Here is a 3,289-nt window from a genome sequence, read left to right on the forward strand (position 1 = left end):
CGTCAGTTGGATTCGGGCAAGTCGGAAAGCGCGGGGATTGAGAGCTTCAGCGAAAGCAGTAAGTCGCAAATACCCGCTTCTGCATCGGTTCCCTCCGAGACCCCGGCGCCGGCGCCAGCAACTGGTTCTGCGCCCGTCACCGGCACGACTGCCGAGTCTGCTGCTACGACCGTCCCACCATCAATAGAATCGGCGCAGCCCTCGCAAGCAATAGCGATCTCAGCGCCACCCGTGGTCGCCCCCGCTGGACCGCCCCTGCCTCCGATCTCCCGTTAGTTGCTGTTGTAAGCGCGAGGCGACTGCGGCCGCCGGTGATCAAAACTCCCAGCCTGGATCGCGATACTCAGCGGCCCACGGCAATGACCAGCGCGGCTTGAATGAGCCGGGCCGGTCGAGTTTGCAACGCGAGAGGCAGAAGGGGATTAGGTTTCCGAAGCTGCTTCTTGCTGCCGCTCCGCTTCATCGTGGCGGGCTTCAGGATCGAAGAACTCCCCTGCGGCGGCAATCGCTTCGGCGGCCGCGTCCTGATCTTCCCTGCGGGTAGAGATATCCTCGCCGCGGTTGATGCGCTCTGCTTCGTCGGCGCTGCGGGCGACCGTCACAGTCACGCTGACCTCGACTTCCGGGTGCACGGCGATCGCAATGTTGTGCTTGCCGATCGTCTTGATCGGCGCGTCCAGCATCACTTGGCTGCGGCTGATCGTGACGCCATCGCTCTCGAACGACGCGATGATGTCGCGTACCGTCACTGATCCAAACAATTGCCCGCTCTCGGAAGCCTGGCGCAGCACCACCACATTTCGGCCGTCGATTTTTTCGGCGACCTTGGATGCCTCTCCTTTTGCCTTGAGATTGCGGGCCTCCAGTTCGGCTTTCATACCATCGAACTTCGCGCGGTTATCTGCGGTCGCACGCAGCGCCTTGCCTCTCTTGAGCAGAAAATTGCGTGCAAATCCGTCCTTGACCCGGACGACTTCGCCCATGTGTCCGAGTTTGGCGACACGTTCCAGCAAAATGACTTCCATATCCAGTTCTCCTTTTGATGATTGAATTGACCGATTCAGGACGCGGGGATTGGCGGCGGCCGGCTGTTCAGGAAGCGCTGCCGGATCCCGAAGACCGCATCCGCCAGACCAACGGCGGCCATCACAACCACGGGCCAGACAAACACCAGCACCAGGCAATAGGTGCAGCTGAGCCAGACCGCGCGGGTCTTCAACGCTGCCGTTAATGTATGCAGGACAGCAAAACCAGTGAGCGCATATGCCAGCATCAGTGAGGCCGCCACGACCTGCGCCGCAATGCCAAGGAGACCGCCCGCGAAGCAGAACGCCAACACGATACAGAAGGCCACCGACGACATGGATGGCAGCGCGACGGTTCTAAGCGCCGGCCAAGGCCGATGTAATCGACCTGATATCGCGATGATCCTTGCGGCGAGCCAAAGATTGAGCGTCAGCGTGGTCGTAGTCACGATCGCTGCGGCAACGGGCGCCATCGAGACCAGAATATCGACGACGCGTTCAGACTCGCCCGTCGATGCCGCGTCATGTGCTCTGACGATCTGGATGATACCCAACAGCCCCTGCCGGAGCGTGCTTCGTATGGTGGCGGCGTCGAGGCCAAGCGAGAGCAACGCCGCGATCGTGATCAAGGCGGCGAAGCCGGATGTCCACAGCATGATCCGGCCAACCGGATACCATTCAAGATTGGGCGAGGAAGCGGCTGCGCTCACCGGGCGGCCCAGCAACACCAGATGCCCCAGCCACCAGGCAGGCAGCGCAACGGCGACCGCAAACGCAATGCAAAGCGGAACGCCGAAGATCGCGCCGAGACCGATGCTCGCCGCGATGCCGCCCGACGCGGCGCTGAGCGGGCCCCATCCAAGCGCTGCAACCATCAACGGAAGCGGCGCCAGATAGAACAGAAGCAACGAGATTAGCGCGCCCGATACAATGGAGGCGAACATCAGAGCCGACGCAGAGCCGGCCGCCAGGGCGATGAGAAAGATCGCTATCATCAGCTGTCCCGCTCCTTTCGAGCGGTTAGAGGCTCCCACTGGAGCCCCAACCATCGGCAACCGAACGACCCGGAAGCCTTATGAGAAATCCCCGATCGACGGCGCGCCAGCCGCCGACCGTGTTGTTAGCGAATAACGTAAGGCAGCAGACCCAGGAAACGCGAACGCTTGATGGCGCGCGCGAGTTCACGCTGCTTCTTTGCCGATACCGCAGTGATGCGGCTTGGCACGATCTTGCCGCGCTCCGAGACGTAGCGCATCAACAGCTTGGAATCCTTGTAGTCGATTTTCGGCGCATTCGGCCCTGTGAACGGGCAGGTCTTGCGGCGACGGAAAAACGGACGGCGGGCACCAGCTTCAGCCATGGTTCTTACTCCTCAATCGCTGCTTCGTCGTCGCGCGGACGGCGCGGGCCACGGTCGCCGCGGTAACCTCCGCCGTCGCGATCGCCCCGGAAGCCGCCGCCACGATCATCACGGTCGCGGTCCCGATCGGCTTTGCGCATCATCGCCGAGGGGCCTTCTTCGTGCTCCTCGACGCGCACCGTAAGATAGCGGATCACGTCTTCGCTGATCCGCTCCTGGCGCTCGATCTCCGCCACGGCCGAGGAGGGGCCATCAATGTTGAGCAGCACGAAATGCGCTTTGCGATTCTTGTTCATCCGGTAAGTGAGCGAGCGAACTCCCCAGTTCTCCATCTTCACGACCTTACCGCCGAGTTGTTCGACGATGCCGGTCATCTGGCTGGTCAGTTCTTCGACTTGCTGAGTGCTCGCATCCTGGCGCGCGAGAAAAACATGCTCATAAAGAGGCATGGGTGTCCTTTCCTGGTTCGTGCGGTTCCCGGCGGCAAGCCCTTCGAACCCTTCGGAAAGGACTCGATATGCTCAGAAGGCGGAAGCACGGGACGACGGACCGACTGGCCCTGTCACAAGCAACGCCCTAAGGCGACATGGCTGTGACCGTCCGTTCAGCTCCCGGCCGGGATCCACGGATAGCGCGCTTTATAAGGATTTTGACCGCGTTGGCAAGGGAAAGCGGCCGGTTTTGGGATCGCTTGCCACCGGGGCCGCAATACGGCGGCGGCTTGACATAAGCGGCTTCGGCGGTGTCTTTCGGCCCAACTTCAGCCTTAGGTCCTACAAAAAGGGTAATCAGGGGCATCGATGACGGCAGCATTTACTTTTCCGGGCCAAGGCTCCCAGACGGTCGGCATGGGCAAAGCGTTGGCGGAAGGGTTTCCGGCCGCGCGCGCCGTGTTTGAAGAAGT

The 3,289-nt window shown here is 61.7% G+C and carries 4 protein-coding genes and 1 pseudogene; 1 reads left to right on the forward strand and 4 read right to left on the reverse strand.

All coding sequences use genetic code 11. From position 1 onward, the window contains the following. Positions 1-422 precede the first annotated feature (422 nt). The 4 genes from rplI to rpsF form a co-directional block, all read right to left on the reverse strand. Positions 423-1,025 (reverse strand): 50S ribosomal protein L9, encoded by a 603-nt coding sequence (gene rplI, locus VJV58_RS15515; protein ID WP_324138249.1) that lies wholly within the window; start codon positions 1,023-1,025, stop codon positions 423-425. Positions 1,026-1,060: 35 nt separating this feature from the next. Continuing rightward, a complete protein-coding gene (locus VJV58_RS15520; protein WP_324138250.1) occupies positions 1,061-2,020 on the reverse strand; it encodes a DUF2232 domain-containing protein in 960 nt (319 codons plus the stop codon). A 125-nt stretch (positions 2,021-2,145) separates the two neighbouring features. Then, positions 2,146-2,385, reverse strand: a complete 240-nt coding sequence (gene rpsR / locus VJV58_RS15525; RefSeq protein ID WP_002711478.1) for a 30S ribosomal protein S18 — start codon at positions 2,383-2,385, stop codon at positions 2,146-2,148. 5 nt (positions 2,386-2,390) lie between these two features. Further along, complete coding sequence (gene rpsF, locus VJV58_RS15530) at positions 2,391-2,834, reverse strand: 30S ribosomal protein S6 (RefSeq protein WP_324138251.1); 444 nt, start codon at positions 2,832-2,834, stop codon at positions 2,391-2,393. Between the two features lie 351 nt (positions 2,835-3,185). Between rpsF and VJV58_RS15535 the strand changes: the two are divergent. Beyond that, positions 3,186-3,289, forward strand: a pseudogene (locus VJV58_RS15535) (malonyl CoA-acyl carrier protein transacylase); the annotation flags it as partial.

Source organism: Bradyrhizobium sp. (assembly GCF_035273305.1).
In the GTDB taxonomy this organism is placed as follows: domain Bacteria; phylum Pseudomonadota; class Alphaproteobacteria; order Rhizobiales; family Xanthobacteraceae; genus Bradyrhizobium.